At 54.5% G+C, this 17,543-nt stretch carries 9 protein-coding genes; 7 read left to right on the top strand and 2 right to left on the bottom strand.

The genetic code is table 11. The annotated features are described in order from the left end of the window. Window positions 1–39 precede the first annotated feature (39 nt). Together FHT67_RS14320 and FHT67_RS30515 are read right to left on the bottom strand one after the other, a co-directional pair. On the bottom strand, window positions 40–657 hold the full coding sequence (locus tag FHT67_RS14320) for a DUF975 family protein (protein WP_132309894.1): 618 nt from the start codon (window positions 655–657) through the stop codon (window positions 40–42). Between the two features lie 367 nt (window positions 658–1,024). Next, window positions 1,025–3,808 (bottom strand): carbohydrate binding domain-containing protein, encoded by a 2,784-nt coding sequence (locus FHT67_RS30515; protein ID WP_167199220.1) that lies wholly within the window; start codon window positions 3,806–3,808, stop codon window positions 1,025–1,027. A gap of 278 nt (window positions 3,809–4,086) precedes the next feature. Here FHT67_RS30515 and FHT67_RS14330 point away from each other — a divergent pair, with 278 nt between their 5' ends. The 7 genes from FHT67_RS14330 (at window position 4,087) to FHT67_RS14360 (ending at window position 17,436) form a co-directional block, all read left to right on the top strand. Then, on the top strand, window positions 4,087–5,877 hold the full coding sequence (locus FHT67_RS14330; RefSeq protein ID WP_167199223.1) for a cache domain-containing sensor histidine kinase: 1,791 nt from the start codon (window positions 4,087–4,089) through the stop codon (window positions 5,875–5,877). 3 nt (window positions 5,878–5,880) lie between these two features. Further along, a complete protein-coding gene (locus tag FHT67_RS14335) occupies window positions 5,881–7,443 on the top strand; it encodes a response regulator transcription factor (protein WP_167199225.1) in 1,563 nt (520 codons plus the stop codon). 151 nt (window positions 7,444–7,594) lie between these two features. Continuing rightward, on the top strand, window positions 7,595–8,950 hold the full coding sequence (locus tag FHT67_RS14340) for an ABC transporter substrate-binding protein (RefSeq protein WP_167199228.1): 1,356 nt from the start codon (window positions 7,595–7,597) through the stop codon (window positions 8,948–8,950). A 93-nt stretch (window positions 8,951–9,043) separates the two neighbouring features. After that, window positions 9,044–9,928 carry a carbohydrate ABC transporter permease gene (locus FHT67_RS14345; RefSeq protein WP_132309904.1) on the top strand — a complete coding sequence of 295 codons (885 nt, stop codon included), beginning with the start codon at window positions 9,044–9,046 and terminating at the stop codon, window positions 9,926–9,928. Window positions 9,929–9,931: 3 nt separating this feature from the next. Continuing rightward, window positions 9,932–10,816, top strand: coding sequence for a carbohydrate ABC transporter permease (locus FHT67_RS14350; RefSeq protein ID WP_243711723.1), 885 nt, complete (start codon window positions 9,932–9,934; stop codon window positions 10,814–10,816). Window positions 10,817–10,856: 40 nt separating this feature from the next. Next, window positions 10,857–16,487 carry an S-layer homology domain-containing protein gene (locus FHT67_RS14355; RefSeq protein ID WP_167199231.1) on the top strand — a complete coding sequence of 1,877 codons (5,631 nt, stop codon included), beginning with the start codon at window positions 10,857–10,859 and terminating at the stop codon, window positions 16,485–16,487. 118 nt (window positions 16,488–16,605) lie between these two features. Beyond that, the gene (locus FHT67_RS14360; protein ID WP_132309908.1) at window positions 16,606–17,436 is read left to right on the top strand and encodes a sugar phosphate isomerase/epimerase family protein; all 831 of its coding nucleotides are present in this window, start codon (window positions 16,606–16,608) and stop codon (window positions 17,434–17,436) included. The last annotated feature ends 107 nt before the right edge of the window (window positions 17,437–17,543 follow it).

Consider the following 17,543-nt stretch of genomic DNA (forward strand, 5'->3'; position numbering starts at 1 on the left):
AGCGCATGCCGTGCTGTCTTCTTCTCGTTATTTAGTTACTTAGAACGAATCAGGGGCTGGAGGCGAGTTTCTGCCGGTTACTTCATCATAGAAGTGAGCCTGCGTAACGCTGATGTATGGACACAGCCATAGAAAACCCAGGCCAAAAGGAATCGCGGCCAGGATCGCCCAGCCGATAAAGGTCAGCTGCAGCACGAAGTAGCGCCATTTATTGCCCTTCATGATTTGTTTGCTTTCGTTGATGGCTTCAAGAACGCCGATATCCGGATTATCCCGCAGAATAAAAAACGCTTGCGAGTAGCGGAACGACGCAATAATCCCCGGAATGATTAACAAAAGCGTCCATAAAAAAGTAAATAGTCCGATCATAAAGTACAGGCAGAACGCTTTAATAAAGTGGGCGAAGCCGCTAAAGACTTCCGATACAGGCGGATTTTCTTTTCTCGCAATGCCCAGATAGAAGCTGATGAGTCCAAGTGAGATGGCGCCGCTGATCAGGAAGCTGATCACATTGCCGAGTACCGGGATCAAGTAATTGATCAGACCGATAACGGCCGCCAATAATATGGCCAGCAGAAAGCCTCCGATCGCTTTTCCCCAATTGCCTCTCAGGCTTTCTCTCGCTCTGGCCCGCAGTTCCGAGTACGATGTGTTCATATGTACCTCCTAAAAAGAATTATCACTCAAACAGCCGCTTTAAGGCTGTTAGGATGATTCTTGCGTCGAAAGCGTCATCTTAAATTTAGGATGGATAGCCATCTAAATATACGGAAGGAACGGAGAGAACATTCCTGAAAATAAGGAAAAGGATATTTTTTCCGCGTAGCAAACTATTAAGGTCATATAGAATGACTCTTCATCGGGGCTACAAAAGGGCGGCGATACTGACAAACTGCGCGCCTATGTTATGGGTGGGCAGCGTTGGGACCCTGCTTTTATGCGCGACATTATCTTAAGAGGAAAAAAGCCCTCTCAAGCCGGCAATTAGCCTGCGCTTGAGAGGGCTTTTATCATAATAAACGTCTTAATACGTTTTTACCGCGTCAATATTAATCGCGCTGCTGCCGGTGCTGCCGGAGCCTTGATTAATGTAGAAGTTAATCTCGGCGATGGAGCCCAGATCGCGCGTGCTGTTGCCGCCGCTGTACCAGCTTGGGCGCGCAAAGCTGCTGAAAGGAACCTGGATGGTTGTGGCCGTTGTGCCGGAGAGCGCGTAAGTCGTCTCCCACGGCTCGCCGCCGGCTTCCTTGAACTGCACGGTCAGCGTACGGTTGGAGCCGTCCGGCTTTACCCATAAAGAGAGGCCGGTTTTGCCGGACCAGCTGGCGGAAATCGGGTGAATAACGCCTGAATAGTTGGCGCCTGTCGTAATGCTGTAGCTCAATTTCATGCTGCTAGTGCCATCGCTTTTTAGGGACGTATCCAGGGTTGGCGTAATCGCGCTGCCGGACGAATTCATGTTGTAAGCGGCTTGCAGCGCGCTGTTTGAAGCATAGCTGTCAAAGCTGTCGATGGCGTCGCTTGGAGGCTGCGTGCCCCCGCCAACCTGGCCGGCTGTAATCGCATCTAAATAAATGGTGCTGCTGCCCGTCGTGCCGGAGCCCTGATTCACGTAGATACTATATTCCTTAACGGTATTAAGGTCCTTCACGCCGTTGCCGCCGCTGTACCAGCCCGGATGGTTGAAGGAGCTGAACGGCAGATTGACGATACCCGCGGTTGTGCCGGACAACGTATAGTACGTTTCCCACAGCTCTCCGCTGGTCTCCTTGAACTGAATCGTCAGGGTCCGGTTCGACCCGTCCGGCTTGAGCCAGAGCGACAAGCCTGTTGCTCCGGACCAGTCAGCCGTGCCAAGCTGCTTGGTTGCGCCTGCAAAGTTGGCCGGAGAGGCCGCGATGGTATAGGCAAATTTCATGCCGTAAGTGCCGTCATTTTTGTTCGCGGCATCCCGGGTAACCGTCAAGGCGCCACCGTCCGTATTGCGGACATAAGCGCTTTGCAGCGCGCTGTCCGAGCTGTACGAATCGAACGAATCAACCGCAGCCGACGTCGATTGTGCGGCAGTCGTAAAGGTTAGGCCGGCATTCGATGCCGCCGTGGATCCGGTGCCGTTCACGGCGGTTACCTTCCAGTAGTACGTTTTGTTGTAGGCAAGCGCGGAGCCCGCTGCATAGGAAGTGGAAGTAAGTCCGCCCGCGTTAATAACCGGGCTTGTATAGGAGCTGTTATCCGCAACAACAAGCGTATAGCTTGCGGCGTTGCTGGAAGCATTCCAGCTGAATGTCGGCAGCACGCTTTGGCCCGTTGCACCGCTTGCCGGAGACGATTGCGTGAAAGCGCCCGGAGCAGGCAGAGCCGTTCCGCCCGTGGCATAGACAGGAGAGTAGCTGCCGGCAACCCCCGCAAGATTATGAGCCTTTACTCTATACCAGTAAGCCGTGCCCGAGACGGAGGTCGAGTCGGTCCATGGCGTGCTGGTATCCGTTGCGCATTGATTGCACACGACGGTCCATGGTCCGCTTGCACCGGCAGTTGCGCGCTCAACGGTATATTTGTCCGCTGCGGCCGCGCCTCTCCATTTCAGCTGAACCTTGCCACCGCTTGCCTGATGCCCTGTAATGAGCGGCGCATCGGGGACGCCGGCGGCAGGAACCGATATACCGCGCATCGCGTAAGCGTGGTTGCGCAGCTGCTGGGCTTTTGTCCGCATGTCGGTTGTCGTGCCCGGATAGTAAATGGTGAAGCCGTCGTTATGCACCTTGTAGCCGTAATCGTCGTTTTGCCCGAACAGCGCCCAATAGTTGCTGCCGGCAATCGCCGGTTGGGCTTCGATGGCCGAAAGGAAGCTCGCAAGGGTACCGTAGGTTTCCAGGTTCCAGGCGAATTCGCCTACAACCATCGCTTTGCCGGCGGCTTGAACCTTGTTAGCCTGCGTATTCAGCTCGGTAACCGACAAGCCTTTGCAGCAGGCGCCAACGGCTGGCCATTGGTAAAAGTGATCGCTGTAGATGTCCACGCTCGAAATCGAAAGATGAGCATCCTTCACGCCATAGGTGCCGTCCATGACGAGATGGTTGCTGTCGATGCTTTTCAAATAATCGGCAATGTCCTGCGTCCAATTCTTCATGGCCGTCGGATTGTCGTACCAGCCCAGCTCGTTGCCGGTTTCCCAGGCCATAATGGTCGGATCGTCTTTATACTTGACGCCTGTATAGGTATTGGTGCGGTTGAGGAGAACGCTTAGATGCTGCTTGAAGGCGCTGATAATCTCAGGCTTGTTGTAGAACTCGTAGCCGGTGTAGCTGATGCCGTCGTCGGGATAGCCGAACCAGCGCGTCCATGATTTTTTGCCGCCGTGGTAGTAATCGTATTGGTCGATGAGAGGCAGAACAAGGCGAAGTCCGGCATCGCCGGCCGCTTTTATCGCGTAATCGAGCTTCTGGAAAGCGGTCTCGTTGTATGTACCTAGCGATGGCATAATACACTTCGTACATCCGAAGGAGATGGCGGCATGGGAGCGGACAACGGTTGCGCCCATTTCTTTTGCCGTCTGCAGGGCATTGTTTACGCGGAATTCGGTCGGATACTCGACGGGATTCTCGTCCAGGGCAAGCCAGTAGATGTTAGGGCCGCTGTAGCGGAACGGCTGGCCGTTCAGCATCAGCTGGCTGCCGGAGCGGGTAACGAAGCCGGAGACGGCGGCGGAAGCTTTTTTGGCTGGAGGACCAACGAGACTCAGCAAAGACATAAAGGCGAGAAGCAGGGCGAGAGCATAGGAGAGCATACGGAATCTGGTGGTGATCACACGATAACCTCCTTCAATTTGGGTGGCCAATGGATAGCCAAGCACGCAAGGCCTGGGACAAATGTAAACGCTTTACCTCCTTTCCGCACGGAATACGCAGGCCGCGTGCTACTAATCTAACGCCATCCGCAGTCTCTTGACTATTGGCTAATTTTTAGGTTTATTGCACTATGTTTAGGCCTTCCCGGTTAACGCGAAGAAAAGGTTGCCTGTTCCTCTGCCTCTGTGTCAGAATCACAGTAAACGCTTACATAATAGAAAGACAGGAGCCTGCTCAAATGAACATAGGACGTGGCTTTTTCCATATTAACGGGTTTAGCAGCATGACCATGCAAAAGAAGCTCATTATCGTATTCGTGGTTCTGATCATTATTCCTATCTCGGCTACGGGGTTTATTTCCTACCAGAATTACATCCAATCGATTAATAAGAATACCAAAAACTACGTCACCGAGCTGATCAGCAATATGCAGGCGAACCTGGACAGCCATCTGGAAGACATGATGACCGTGAGCAAAATCCCGCTTTACTCGGTTGAAATGCAGCAATACATGAGCCATCAGGAGATGACGCTCGAGAAGCAGCGCCAGATGGACTTCTACATCGGCCTGCTGGACAGCATGAGGAAAAATCTCTATTCCGCCTATCTCTACGATAATTACGGCAACGTCTTCTACCGAATCAAGACGGATGCCATCCGCGAGGATATGATGAGCCATTACGAGGAATGGAAGCAGCTGGCCGTCCAAGGCAACGGCGACCCCGTCATTATTCCGACCCAGCGGGTGATGCGCGCAAACGGAACGCCCCAATATCTGTTCACGGTGCTGCGGAGCATCCGGGATATCGGCACGCTGGAGACAATCGGCTATGTAGCGGTGGACGCCGATATTCGCGTCATTGAGGATGTCGTGCAGGAGCTGAATACGGTAACGAACGGGAAGACGCTTATCATTGACGGCCGGAACAACGTGGCCTATGACAGCGATCACGTGCTGACGGCTACCAATATTACGGGCAACGAGGTTATTCGGAAAGCCGTCGGCGATCAGGGCAATTTCAATGTCGTAGTCGACGGCATCTCCTACATCTGCAGTTACTCCGTATCCAAAGATACCGGATGGAAAATATTCGCCTTTGTTCCGGTTAACTATCTGCATCACGATGCCCAGCTGACGCGGAACGTCACGCTTACGACGACGATCGCGATTATCAGCTTCGCGCTGCTGGTCTCGGTCATATTGGCTTTTATGATGACCAGATCCCTCCGTCAGATGACGGAACTGATGCGTACGGTTCGCGGCGGCAACCTGGACGTCAGCTTTGACGTGAAGCAGAAGGACGAGGTCGGCATTCTCGGCACGGAATTTAACCGCATGCTCAGGCGGATGAAGGAGCTCATTTCCGAAATTTACGTTATCCAGTCCCGCAAAAAAGAGGCCGACCTGGAGGCGCTGCAAAGCCAGATTAATCCCCATTTCATATACAACACCTTAGAGACCATCCGGATGACCGCCGAGATTAACGATGATGAAGAGGTAGCGGAGATGACCTTCACGCTCGGCAAGCTGTTAAGGTACAGCATTAACCGGGGCCGGGAGACGGTTGAATTAAAAGAAGAGCTGCAGCATCTGGAACGGTATCTTCAGCTGCTTCGCTACCGGTTCAGCAACCGTTTTGTCGTCACCTTCGATATCCCTCAAGAGCTGATGGCCTTCCCGGTCATGAAGCTGACCTTCCAGCCGATTGTCGAAAATGCGATCCTCCATGGCATGGAGGGCAAGCCCAACGAAGTTACGATCCGCTTGTCGGCGGAGCGGAAGGAGCAGCTTCTTATCTTCTCGATTAAGGACGAAGGCGCCGGGATGGACGCCATGACGCTCGATCTGCTGCGCCAATCCATGAAAGGTACCCGCGAGGCGGGAAGCTCCAAGACCGGGGTAGGCCTGCGCAATGTCAACGAAAGGATCAAGCTGCATTACGGCGAGACGTATGGGCTGGAGATCGAGAGCAAGTGGGGAGAAGGAACAACCGTCTATTTAAAACTTCCGAGAAAGCATGGTGAATAACAAATGCTGAGCATTATGATTATCGACGATGAGGATCTGATCCGCCGCGGGCTGGAGAAGATCATTTCCAAGCTGAGCGAGGAGTATCTGGTTGTCGGCAGCTTTTCGAACGGCTTTGAGGCTTCCCAGGAGCTGGACCGTTTAACGCCGGATGTTGTCATTACCGATATCAAAATGCCCTATATGGACGGGCTGCAATTCATAGAGGAATTAAGACGCCGCCTTCCGGATACGCGGTGTCTGATTTTGAGCGGCTACAATGATTTCGATTATGCGCGTACCGCCATGCAGTACGGCGTAAAGGATTATCTGATCAAGCCGGTTGACAAGGAGGAGCTGCTGGCGAACCTGTCTCATATTCATGAGGAGCTGAGGGCAGCGAAGCAGGAGAAAGAGAAGGAGCAGCTGTTAAGCAAAAAAGCGCAAATGAGCGATCTCCTGCTGCGGGAGCAGCAGCTGCGCCGGCTGCTGGGCGGAGATAGGGATGCCCCCGTATCCGCAGGCGTGGAGGAGCCTTCCGCACCTGTTATATTCGAGCAGCCTTACGCAGTGCTTGCCGTTCGGGCTTCGAATCAGGGCATGAAGGAGCAGCTGCTGGAGTGGGGAAGAACGATGGCGGCTGAAGGCATGGAAAGCGTGGCGATGGAGGCGCAGGTTATCGCCTTGCTGATTCCTTCTCCAAGGGAGGAAGAGACATGCAGGCTAGCCCATAAGTCAGCGCTTCGTTTAATAAGCGACCTGCAGTTTGCCGCCAAAGGCAAGTTTGTCGTCGGAATCAGCGGCAGTTATAAAGGGAGCGCCGCTGCGTTGGCTGCTTACCGGGAAGCATTGGCGCTGTCCTATGCCGGCATTTACAAGCGCGAAGCGTTTGCCGTCGTAACGGGCAAGGAGGGACCAAACGCTCCCGCGGAGCCGGCTTTTTTTACGGCGCTATTGACGGGCGGGTTTACCCAGGCGCTCGAGCGGCTTGATGCCGAAGGCATGGGGACGGCGGTTCAGCAGCTGTTCGTGGAGATCGAGCGGGTGCGGCCGCCTTATGCGGACCTCGTCCAGTTTATGGCGAATCTGCTGTATACCGCCGTGCAGAAGGCCGACGGTCTGCTGGATGAGCTGGTGAAGCTGACGCCGCCGGGCGTGGGCGTCTACCAGTCCGTTGCCGACTTTTTTAACGTGGCGGAGCTGAAGGAACGGATCCAGCATCTGCTGGAGCTCTCGGTATACAAGCTTGCTTCCTTGCGCAAAGAAGGAGGCAATCGGGTCATCGAGACGGTTAAGCAGCTGATCCAGCAGGATTACGATAAAGACCTGGAACTGACCGAGCTGTCGGAGAATGTATTCCTTAACCCCAGCTATCTCAGCACGCTATTCAAGCAGGAGACGGGGCTGACCATTACGCAATATGTGCTGCAGCTGCGCATGATGAAGGCGAAGGAGCTGCTCAAGAAGAGAATGGACCTGAAGGTATACGAGGTGGGCGAGCAGGTCGGCTATCCGGATTCCATCTATTTCAATAAGGTGTTTAAAAAAATGGTAGGCATTACGCCAAAGGAGTACCGGAATTTATAGTTCTTCCTCGGGTTGCCGAAGCTGGCTTTTGAAAAAATTCCAAAAACAAGACCATAAACAAAAAATCGCGACATTAAATTGCGAAGGCGCTTTCTCTATAATCGGATTTGTAAGTAAGCGCATTCACTACATATTCGAGGGGGAACCCAGTTTGAAGAAGAAGCAGTTGATTTCCGCCATGGCCGTGTTAGGCCTCGCGATGACAATGGCAGCAGGATGCGGCTCGAATAACGGCAACAACGAAGGAACGGCATCGCCAAGCAACAATAAAGCGGATAATGCCGCGGCAACAAATGCGGCCGACAACGCCGGCGCAACAAACGCCGCAGCCAGCGAAGAGCCGGCGGCTCCGAAGATTGCGGGCAAGGTCGTGTTCACAACCAACCGGACGGACCTGGTAGACACGGAGCTCAAAAACTACGCGGCCAAATTCCATGAGAAATACCCGGACGCAACGGTGGAGATCGAAGCCATCAAGGACTATGACCAAACCACGAAAATCCGTATGGCGTCCAATGAACTCGCTGACATCAGCTTGATCCCCGGCACGGTGAAAAACTCGGACCTGCCAAACTTCTATCTGCCCCTTGACGATCTTGGCTTGAACGACCGCATTTATTTCAAGGACAACCGCAGCCAGGACGGCAAGCTGTACGGCATCTCCTCCGGCAGCGCCGCGATGGGCGTCACGTATAACAAAAAGGCATTTGCCCAAGCCGGCATTACCGAAGCGCCTAAGACGCTCGACGAGCTTTACGCGGATGCGGAGAAGCTGAAAGCGGCGGGCATCATCCCGCTCGCGACAAATTTCAAGGACAAATGGCCGCTGTACGGCTGGGATCAGGAGGCGTTTATTTTCGCCAATGACCCGTCCCTGCACAACACGATGGCAACGCAGGATGAGCCGTTTGCCGTTGACGGCCCGCACTGGCAGGCTTTCTCCATCCTGAAGAAAATGGTGGACAGCGGTTATGTCGAGAAGGACCTGATGTCGACGAACTGGGAAGGCTCGAAGAAGGATGTCGCTTCCGGCAAAATCGCGATGTTCCTGCTTGGCAACTGGGTTGTGCCGCAGGTTGTGGACAACGGCGCGGCTGCCGAGGACGTAGGCTTCTTCCCGCTGCCGCTGGATAACAGCGGGGAAGCGAAGGTTATTCTGGCTTCCGATTACTACTACGGTATTGATAAGAACAGCGAAAATCCGGAAACGGCAAAGGCCTTCCTCAAATTCCTGATCGAAGAATCCGGCTATGACGATTACGCGGGCTTCATCCCCGTGCTGAAAGACAAGAAGCCTAAGCTGGCTCAGCTGAACGAATTTATGGCGACCAATCCGAAGGTAATCGAAATGTCCGCCGAGAACGACGATTACCTCGCGATTGCGAACAAAATGCAGTTCGACACAAGCGCTTTTGCCCAAGACGCGATTATGGGGAAAGACATGAAGACCGTATTTGATTCCTACAACAAGAAGTGGAAGGACGCCAAGAAGGCTTTAAGCAAATAAGGTCCATAGCGGTTAACGGGAAGAGAAGATGCTTATCGCGGAATCGATAACGTTTTCTCTTCCTCCTTATCAAGGAGTAAAGAAGGGTTGCCGATGTTTGCAATGAGTTACAAGGTACAGCGCTATGTCATATTGATCTCCTTCCTCACGCTTCCGCTGCTGCTGCTTGCGGTATTTTCCTTCTATCCGGCGCTTTATCTGGCATGGCTCAGCTTTACCTCGTGGGATGGCTACAGCCCGGCAAAGGCTTGGGTAGGCTTAAGCAACTATAAGGAAATTTTTACGAATGCGGATATTTTCAAGGTTCTCTCCCATAACTTCGTGTACTTCATCGGGGGAATCGTCCAGAACATCGCGGCGTTATTTTTTGCCGTGCTTCTCAACTCGCGGTTAAGAGGACGCAACGCGTTCCGGGTGCTGCTCTTCCTGCCTTACATTATGAACAGCGTGGCTATCGCCTACATGTTCACCTATGTCTATGACGCCCAGAACGGCTCGCTGAATGCGCTGCTGACCTCCGTCGGGCTGGAATCCTGGATTCGGAGCTGGCTGGGAGATGCGGCTATCGTCAACTATTCGCTTGCTTTTATCTCGGCGTGGAAGTTTATGGGCTTTAATATGGTGATTTATTTAGGGGCTTTGCAATCGATTCCCGGCGATCTTTACGAGGCAGCGAAAATCGACGGGGCAGGACCGTTCAAATCCTTCATCTACATTACCTGGCCTAGCATTATCAAAATCGTGGAGCTCAGCATGCTGCTGACGGTCAGCGGCGCGCTTGAAGTATTCGATCTGCCGTTTGTGATGACAAAGGGCGGACCGGCCGGCTCCAGCCAGACCTTTGTGACCCAGACCGTGGAGACGGCCTTTAACTTCAGCAATTACGGGCTCGCTTCGGCGATGGGGATGGTGCTGCTGTTTATCGTGGTGCTGGTGATCTTTGTGCAGCGGAAGCTCATTTTGCGAGGGGGGGACTAGGTCATGGAAGCTCCGTTGAAAAACCGTACCGGCAGCGTTATCACGCGACCGGCCTCGGTCTCGCCTTCTGGAACGTTAGCTGCCGTCCTGAAATACGCCGTGCTGCTGGCAGCCGTATTCGTCATTTTGTTCCCGCCGTATGTTGTCGTCTTGAATGCGTTCAAGGGCAATGAGGAATACGCCAAGTCCGGCGTTTTCGATTTCCCGCACTCGTTTGCCAACTGGGATAACTTCTCCACGGTGTTCCACCGCGGGGATATGCTGAACGCTTTTATGAATACGGGAACGATTCTTGTTCTGTCCGTTCTTGGCAACGTGCTGATGGGGACGATGGTAGCGTTTGCGCTCGGACGGTTTAATTTCAAGCTGAAATCCTGGATTCTCGGCGCTTATGTCGCGGCTACGCTGATTCCGTCCGTTACCACGCAGGTTGCTACCTTCGGCATTATTAAAGAGCTGGGCCTGTTCAACTCCCTGTACGGTCCGGTGCTGCTGTACATCGGGACGGATGTGGTTCAGATTTACCTGTATCTGCAGTTTATCCGCCATATTCCCTACGATCTCGACGAGAATGCCATGATCGAAGGGGCGTCGCTCTTCCGGATCTACCGCTCGATTATATTCCCGTTGCTCGCGCCGGCGACGGCAACGGCGGTGATTCTGAAGAGCATCTCGATCTACAACGATATGTATATTCCGTATCTGTACATGCCGTCGCAGAAGCTGCGGGTCGTTTCGACGGGGCTGATGAATTTCGTGGGCGTCAACAGCGCGCAGTGGAACGTGGTATGCGCGGCGCTGCTTATTATTCTTATTCCGACGACAATCCTCTATCTCTTCATGCAGCGTTTTATCTTCTCCGGGATCGTCAGCGGTTCGGTCAAATAACGAAAGTCTCAATGACCTTTGAAGGAGTGGACCTATGTTTATGCGCAAGAAGATGATGTCACTTGGTCTCGCGGTGCTCGTAGCGGCTTCGGTTGTTATGCCCGGAACACAAGGCTCGAGAGTATACGCGGAGGAATCGGGCGAGCCAATCGTAGCGGAAGCCGTATCCCCGTTCATTACGCGCAGCGGCGATAAGCTGATGGACGGGGCTCAGGAGTTCCGGTTTATTTCGGCCAACGTGCCAACCCTATCGATGGTAGAGGATATTTATTGGCGCACGCCAACCGAGTGGGAGCAGGAGGATGCGTTCAAGACGCTTGTCCAGCTGGGCGGTACGGTGACCAGGCCGTATGTGCTGTCCGTGCGCAAAGCGGATGATCCCGCCGGCATGGTGCGCCACATTATGGGCGTAGGCTCGGACGACAAGCTGGTTTTTAACGAGGATGCCTTTGTTGCTTACGATAAAATGATTCAACTGGCCGGAGAGTACGGGATTCATCTCATTCTCCCGTTTGTGGACCAGTATCAATGGCAGGGCGGGATTGCCGACTACGCGGCCTTCCGCGGCAAGAGCAAGGACGCGTTCTGGACGGATCCGCAGCTGATCGCGGACTTCAAATCGGTTATTTCGTATACGCTGAACCGGGTGAATACATTCACCGGCGTTGCCTACAAGGACGATCCAACGATTCTCGCGTGGGAGACGGGCAACGAGCTGGTGCCTCAGTCTTCGGCTTGGACGCATGATATCGCGGCGTATATTAAAAGCATCGACGCCAACCATCTCGTGCTCGACGGCAAATACGGCATCGACGACGCTTCCCTGACGGATGACGCGATCGATATCGTTTCCAATCACTACTACCCGGATCATTACCCGAGTTATGCCTCCCAGGTGAACGTCGACAAGAACAAGGCAGCGGGCAAAAAGCCGTTTATCGTTGGAGAATTTGGCTTCAAGCCGACAAACGAGCTTGGTTCGTTCCTCGATAACGCGATCGAGAACGGCACCTCCGGCGCAATGATCTGGAGCCTTCGTTATCATAGCCGGGACGGAGGGTTTTACCCGCATACCGAATCGACGTTTAACGGCGTCTTTTACGGAGCGTACCGCTGGCCGGGCTTCCCTTCGGGCGACGGCTTTGACGAGACGAATATGCTGAATGCGCTGCGGGACAAAGCGTTTGAAATCCGCGGCATGGAACCGCCTGCGCTCCAGAAGCCGGATGCTCCCGTTATGCTGCCAGTTGCTTCCGTCTCCACGATCAGCTGGCTGGGTTCGGTTGGCGCGTCGTCTTACCGGGTTGAACGTTCGGAGCAGCCGGACGGCGGCTGGGCGGTTGTTGGCGAGAACGTGTATGACGCGGTGCCGGCGGAGTCGCAGCTGTTCGACGATACTGGCGCCGTCACGGGTCAAAGTTATTACTACCGGGTTACGGCAAAGAACAGCGCGGGCGAATCCGCACCCTCGGCCGTTATGGGGCCGGTTGTCGCAAGGCATGTCATTCAAGACGAAATGCGCAATTTCGGGAAGCTGTACAGCCATACCTCGGATCTCGAATACGAAAGCCGCGATCCTGACGCTTTTGGCGGGGATGTATCCCGTATCAAAGCATTAGCAGCCGATAATCAGCAAAGCGTGCAATACGCGATTCCGCTTCATGAAGACGGCACGCCGGTTAAGGTGAAGTCCGTGACGGTTGAAGGATATGTCGCTTCGGCAAGCAGCGATCAAAACTTTGGTTTGTCCGCTTCGGTAGACGGGTTGGCTTTTGAGCCGATTGATGCGGAAGCGGCGGAGTCGGGCGGCTCGTGGAAAAAGCGGGTGTATACGACCGGTGAACTGGCAAACGGCGTAAAGGTGCTGCGGATCGACTATCCGGCGGCATCCGCGGCGGGGCAGCTGGGCAAGGTGGTCATTGAGTACGAGCATGACGGTTCGGCTCTTACATTCCCGGATTCCGTGCAGCAGGGCGGCATCGCAAACGGGATTTTGTCCGATGACCTGAACAACTTCCTCAAGATGGATTCGCATTCCGTTAACCTTGGCCTCTCGTCGGATACGCCGGAATATTTCGGCGGCGATACGAAGCGGCTGTCCCGTACGTCCAACGAGCATGAGTGGTTTACGTACAAAGCGGACGGCGATATGAACTATTTCAAATTCTACGAATACGCCAGGCAGAACCCGGCAGATTACGTCCTACCGGATTTCAGGTTCTACACGTCGGCGAACGGAACGGATTACACGGAATTTACGAATGTGGTGAAGACGAGCAAGCTGGGCGAAGGATACTGGGCGAAAACCGACTATATCGCTTATCAGCTGCCGGCCGGTACGCGGTATGTGAAATTCGAATTTCCGGTTGTGCCGGAAAGCCATCAGGATCAGCGCTGGAATCCGCAGGTCAGCAGCCTGCAGATCGGGGTAGGCGGAGCGAAGCTGGATCCGCCGGCGGAAGTGAAGAAATCGTCGATTATCGATGATTTCGAAGGCTATACGGGCTCAAACAATGCACTGCGCGCGGCTTATAAAGCGAACGCGGACGGTTCGCCGGTTACCTTGTCGCTCGATACGGCAGGCAAGGTGAACGGCACTTATGCCATGAAGCTGGTTACGGATCTCAGCAAAGGCTGGGGCGGCATGGAGAAGGACCTCGCGGGCGCCGATTGGTCCGGCAACAGCGGCATCCAGCTGTGGGTGAATCCGGGCGGCAAGGAGGTTGGCCTTACGCTGCAGCTGACCGAAGGCATGGGCACGCAAAACGAAGTGTGGAAATCGGATACCCGCATCAGCGGCAATGAGCCGGTCCTCGTGCAGCTCCCGTTCCGGAGCTTCTATATTCCGGATTGGTGGAAGAGCAGCCATGCCGGACAAGGCAACGGAACGGTAGACTTAAGCGGCGCCGCTTCATTTGGCCTTTATTTCGACGGTCCCGCTGGCGATACGGCCTTAATGATTGACGATATTAAGCTTTATCGCTTGCCGACCATCGATACCTTTGAAGGCTATGGCGGGGATAACAGCAAGCTGGCTGCCGGATACTCGGTCAATTCGGATGGCGGCCCCATTACCTTGTCTTTGGATGCCGAACACAAGAGCGAAGGCGGACTGGGACTGAAGCTGGCTTATGATTTGTCTAGCAAGAGCTTCGGCGGCGTAACGAAGCAGCTTGGAGGCATTGACTGGACCGGCAACAACGGTATTCAGCTGTGGCTGGAGCCGGACGGCCGGAAGCGCGGCGTGACGGTGCAGGTGAAGGAAACAAGCGGCGAGTATTGGGAAGCGAAGATCGCAGCTTCCGGTACGGCCGCGCAGACCGTCAGCGTTCCTTTCCATTTGTTTGCGATGCCAAGCTGGAGCGGCAAGGACAATTCGAGGCTCGACATTAACTCCATTGCGGAATTCTCGGTCTATGTGGACCGCGGAGCGGGAGATGCCGGTACCGGCGCCATTTATTTGGACGATATCAAGGCTGCGAAGCTGAAGGATATCGATACGTTCGAGTATTACCAAGGCAATGCAACGCTTGTCGGAGCGGCCTATGCGCGCAATGCAAGCGGCGATAGGATTGCGGCATCCCTGGATTCGGCATGGAAAAAAAGCGGCAGCTACGCCCTGAAGCTGGACTATACGTTAACCGATGCAGTTGGTTATGCCGGCGTGAACAAGGCGCTTGGCGCCATGAACTGGTCCGAAGGCGGCAATGCCGTGCAGTTCTGGATGCTGCCTAACGGAGCAAACCATGGACTGACCTTCCAGTTCAAAGAGTCGGATGGCGATATCTGGGAAGCGCAGGTAAGCATGGCGGGTACGGAGGAACAGCTTGTGACGATTCCGCTTGCCGGCTTAACCCGTACGCAGTGGTCAACCGGGGATGGCGTCATGGATGTATCAAGCGTAGCCGAGTACTCGATTTACGTGAATAAAGGCGGCGGCTCTGCCGGAACGTATTCGGTGAGCTTGGATGATATTGGACTGACGACCATTCCGGTAATCGACAACTTCGATTATTATGACGGCCGGGAGCTGGTTGCTCTGGGGTCGTACACCCGCAACCCATGGGGCGGCAGCCTGACGATGACGCCGGATGCCGAGCATAAGGAAAGCGGTCGTTTCGGCTTGAAGTACGAATACTCGTATCCGGATACGGCAACCAACTTTGCCGGGGCTACTAAGCCGCTCGGCCTGTCCGATTGGAGCGGCGAGGACGGCATCCGGTTCTGGTATACGCCGGACGGTTCCGGCCGCAAGCTGGTTGTGCAGTTCAAGGAATCGGACGGCGAGACTTGGGAGTATTACGTGACATTGACTGGCACGCAGGCAAAAGGGCTGAAGATGCCGTTCGATCAGTTTGTGCACGCCCCGTGGAATACGGCGGGCAACGGCACGCTGGATCTGAACGCCATTACGGAGTTTTCGCTTTACGTCAATCAAGGGGACGGCACGCTTGGCAGCGGCATCCTTTATTTTGACTCGATTGGTCTCTATCAGGGTGATACAAATCCGACAGATCCGACGGATCCGGGGCCAAGCGGGCCGTCTAATCCAGGTACGCCTCAGGATAAGACGGTTTGGGAAGTGACCGCGGGGCAGCTCAAGACAACGGGCCAAGGTACGGTTGCGCTGAACGCTCCGGCTGGCGTAACCGCGCTGAAGCTGCCGCTCCAGGCAGGCGAGCTGCTGGGGACAAACGATCTGCAGATTAAGATCGGCTACGGGGTTCTAACGGTAGGTGCGGACGCGCTGCGAGCCGCTTCCCGATTACTCGCCGCAAGCGGGCAGGGCACGGGAGCAAGTCTTTATATCTCATTGACTTCCGCCAATGGTCCTGCAGCGGTTCCTGGGGCAGCGGGCGAGGAATGGCAGGCAGCAGGAAGCATCTATAATATTCAAGTTGGCTTGTGGACGGCGGCTGGCACCAAACAGCCTTTGACGAAGTGGGCATACCCTGTTCTGTTGCAGCTCCCGGTAAGCGAGGAGCTGAATCCAAAGCTTGCCGGTATTTATATGGGCGGCGCGGAAGACGGATGGAGCTATGCCGGCGGCCGCACGGATAAGGCGGGGACGGTTATCCGGACGTTTATTGCTCAGCCGGGAAGCTACGCGGTGCTGACGAGAGAGAAGCATTTCGCCGATGTTCCGGATGGCTCATGGGCAAGCGACGCGATTATGCAGCTTGCGGCTCTTCAGATTATTAACGGTACGGATGCGGAGCATTTTACGCCAAACCGGTCGATTACGCGCGGTGAATTCGCGGTTGTCCTGGCGAAGGTACTGGAGCTGCCGGCGGCGGATAGTCTGCCGTTTACGGACGTAAATGCGGATGCTTATTGTGCGGCTGCGGTTGCGGCGGCCGCGAAAGCCGGCTTGATTCAAGGACGCGACTCGGATACGTTTGCGCCTAACGACAAGATCAGCCGGGAAGAGATGGCGGCTCTGATCGTAAGAGCTTTCGAGCTTAAGATTGGGGCGGTTGGCGTGACGGATGGACACCAATATAACGACATGAACGCGATCTCCGGCTGGGCGCTTGAGGCGGTTAACAAAGCGTTTGTTTCCGGCTTGATGAACGGTACCGGGAACGGAAACTTCGCTCCGGATAAGGAAGTTACCCGAGCGGAAGCGGCTGTAGGGCTAGCTCGCCTGCTCGACGGGCTGCTGCAGTAAAGCAGAATAAAAAGGCGCCATTTAACAAATGAAATGGCGCCTTTTTATAATAGTGACGGGGAAAGGGCTCCTGTATAATGATAGTAGTACCTATTTACATTTGGATGGAGCTGATCAGATGCTGAAAGGATTAACGCGAGCAGGACTAGGACCAATCGGTGATGACAAAGCCTTTATTGAGCAGGCGGCGCGGTACGGATTTCAATCGGTAGATCTGGACGCTGCGGGTCTTATTCATACATACGGCTTGGACGGGGCAAGAGAATTGCTGGCGGCGAACGGAATCTCGGTTGGTTCATGCGGCTTCCCGGTCGAATGGCGCACGACGGACGAAGCGTTCCGGGACGGGCTGCCTCAGCTGGAGGAGCAGGCAAAAGCCGCGGCGCAGCTGGGCTGTACGGCAAGCTGCACGTATATTTTGCCGGCAACGGACGTATCTCCTGGAATCTTCACGATTCAGGCCGTCCGCCGTTTGAGAGAATCCGCGAACATATTAAATAATTACGGCGTTAAGCTTGGACTTGAGTTCGTTGGACCGCATCATTTGCGCACGGCTTGGAAGTATCCGTTTATCTATTCCATGGAGGATACGCTTGCGTTTGCGGATGCAATCCATGCTCCGAACGTTGGCCTCCTGTTCGATGCTTATCATTGGTATACAAACGGGCTCGGCACGGAGGATATCGAAAAGCTGTCCCCTGAGCAAATCGTTCATGTTCATATTAACGATGCGAAAGACATTCCGGTCGAGCAGGTGCTGGACAATGACCGCGTGTATCCGGGCGAAGGCGTCATCGATCTGCCCGGTTTCCTGCGCAGCCTGAAGAAAATCGGCTACACCGGCGCGGTGGCGCAAGAAATCCTTGCGCCAGGCGACATCGTCAGCTCGGTGGAAGAAGCGCTGGAACGCTCCAAAGCCGGGTTTGACAAGGTATTCGCAAATATCTAATAGAGAATAGTATTGAAGCGAAAGTAAGAAGAGGCTCTCCCGTCAAGGAGAGCCTCTTTTATTTAAGCAATATCTCTGGCGCGCTAGCGTGTAGCATTCCGTCCCAG

Source organism: Paenibacillus sp. BK720 (assembly GCF_011761545.1).
Taxonomy (GTDB): Bacteria; Bacillota; Bacilli; order Paenibacillales; family Paenibacillaceae; genus Pristimantibacillus.

Bases quoted from the DNA above. Each gene is read 5' to 3' on its own strand.
- FHT67_RS14335 (WP_167199225.1), top strand. From the start codon at position 5,881: ATGCTGAGCATTATGATTATCGACGATGAGGATCTGATCCGCCGCGGG.
- FHT67_RS14330 (WP_167199223.1), top strand. From the start codon at position 4,087: ATGAACATAGGACGTGGCTTTTTCCATATTAACGGGTTTAGCAGCATG.
- FHT67_RS14360 (WP_132309908.1), top strand. From the start codon at position 16,606: ATGCTGAAAGGATTAACGCGAGCAGGACTAGGACCAATCGGTGATGAC.
- FHT67_RS14345 (WP_132309904.1), top strand. From the start codon at position 9,044: ATGTTTGCAATGAGTTACAAGGTACAGCGCTATGTCATATTGATCTCC.
- FHT67_RS14350 (WP_243711723.1), top strand. From the start codon at position 9,932: ATGGAAGCTCCGTTGAAAAACCGTACCGGCAGCGTTATCACGCGACCG.
- FHT67_RS14355 (WP_167199231.1), top strand. From the start codon at position 10,857: ATGCGCAAGAAGATGATGTCACTTGGTCTCGCGGTGCTCGTAGCGGCT.
- FHT67_RS14320 (WP_132309894.1), bottom strand. From the start codon at position 657: ATGAACACATCGTACTCGGAACTGCGGGCCAGAGCGAGAGAAAGCCTG.